Origin of the sequence: Pseudomonas tremae (genome assembly GCF_001401155.1) — a bacterium.
Taxonomy (GTDB): domain Bacteria; phylum Pseudomonadota; class Gammaproteobacteria; order Pseudomonadales; family Pseudomonadaceae; genus Aquipseudomonas; species Aquipseudomonas tremae.
On sequence record NZ_LJRO01000102.1, the window covers coordinates 1 to 2082 of the forward strand.

The 2082-nt window shown below is 59.9% G+C and carries 1 protein-coding gene; it reads left to right on the plus strand.

All coding sequences use genetic code 11. The features are described 5' to 3' along the window. Window positions 1-2056, plus strand: a 2056-nt coding sequence (gene trbC, locus ALO43_RS08185; protein WP_054997361.1) for an F-type conjugative transfer protein TrbC, incomplete at its 5' end; no start/stop codon positions are given. Between the last annotated feature and the right edge of the window lie 26 nt (window positions 2057-2082).

The following is a 2082-nucleotide window of genomic DNA, read 5'->3' on the forward strand; positions in this document are numbered from 1 at the left end:
CCAGCCGGAACCGACCCCTTCGACGCAACGCCAGGTGACGGGCAAGCTGCTGGGTTTCTTGCCGGTCACGGCCATGCGCACGGTGATGCTCAAGGCAGCGGGCATCCTGTACATGGGGTACCTGCGCGGTCGGGACGCCGGGCGTGAACTGTGGCTGTCGCTGGATGACATGACCCGCCATATTCTGATGTTTGGCACGACCGGTGCCGGTAAAACCGAAGCACTGCTGGGGCACGTGCTAGGCCAGCTCGGTTATGGAAAGGGCCTGATCTATTCGGACGGCAAGGCTCAAAACGATGTGGCCGCCGCGATCGTGTCCCTGGCCCGGCGCTTTGGCCGTGAAGACGACGTGCGGATGATGAACTTCATCACCGGGGGCCGCTCCAGGGCGCAGGAACTGCTCGAGGACAACAAAAGCAGAGGGCAGACCAATACCGTCAACGCGTTTGGTATTGCTCAGGAAACCTACATCATCAACCTGATGGATTCGATGTTGCCCCCTGCGGGCAACGATGCGGGCTGGCAAGAGAAAGCCCGTGCCATGATTCAGGCTTTGGTGTTCTCCCTGGTGTACAAGTGCCGACGTGAAGGCACGGTCATGTCCCAGCGCACTATCCAGGCGCATTTGCCGTTGCGGGCCATTGCCAAGCTCTACATTCAGTCGGTGGAACAGCAATGGCATGAAGACGCCCAGTTACCCCTGAAAAACTACCTGGGCACATTGTCCGGTTTTGACCTGTCCAAGGTGGATTCGCCGGAGGAATGGGCGACCACCGCGTTGGATCAGCATGGTTTTCTGATCCAGCAGTTCACCCGCATGCTGGCCTTGTTCAATGACACCTACGGCCATGTGTTTGCCCGTGACGCCGGCGACATAGACCTCAAGGACGTGGTGCATAACGATCGCATCCTGGTGGTCCTGATTCCTGCGCTGGAAATCTCCTCGACCGAGGCCGCGACCCTTGGGCGTCTGTACGTGTCGCAATTGGCCATGATCCTGAGCCAGGATCTGGGGGAGAAACTGGAGGGAAAACCCGAAGACATCCTGGTGATCCGCAAATACAAGGACCGCTTTCCGTTCTTGTGGATCTGCGACGAGGTCGGGGCCTACTACACCGAAAAGCTGGGCGAGCTGGCCACGCAGGTACGCTCCCTGGGGTTTTGCCTGCTCCTGGCCAGCCAAGAGGCGCAGCGCCTCAAGTCGGCGGCTGGCGACAAGGTGTGGACGCTGATCGGGAACATGGGGGTCCGAATCACCGGCAAGATCATGGACCCCAAGGACACTCTCGAAATACTGCAGTTGATGGCCGGTACCGAGTACCTGCCAGTGATGAGCGGTATGGTGCGTCAGGCCGGAATCATGGGGGCCAGCTGGGAGGAAGCAGACACACTGAGCCTGAAAGATGAGAAGAAAGTCAGCGTCGAGGAAGTGCAGCAGCTCAAGGAGGGGGAAAACATCACGCTGTTCAACGGACAAGTGATTCGCGGCAGCTCCTTGTACATTCACGATGCTGACAAGCTGTCCAAGGAAGCGATCCGGATCAACCGTTTCATCGAGGTGGCCCCGCCAGCGCTGGACACCTTGTTGGCCGGTGCACCTGCCCACATTCGGCGCAGCTATCCGCGCGCGGACCGCGTGCAGCAGATCCTGTACCACCTGGCGATGAAGCCTGGTCGTTCAGACCTTGAAAACCTGGTGCTGACAGATCCGACGTTGGTTGTCTTGAACGAGCTGGGAGAAGAGTGGCGGCTGATCTGGCGTCGCCGTCCTAGAGCGGCAGTGCGCAGCACCTTGTTATGGCACACAGCGCTGGAGCATGTGCCCAAGCGCGGAAGCGGCTACGTGGCGCAATCGTCCACGGCGCTGGATCTGACCGTCGGCAGCAAGCGGTTGCAGACCTACCAGGCGCAGCACATTGATCCGGCCAGAGTACCGAAAGTAAAAAGCAAGGCGCCTGCACCACGAGCCAAAACGCCTGTTCCCCCAAGCCACGACCAAGCACCGCCCTACTTCGACGACGGATCGTATTCGCCGGCGCCGCTCGGCTGGGATTAACAGACCGCAGTGGGCCGTTCGCATTC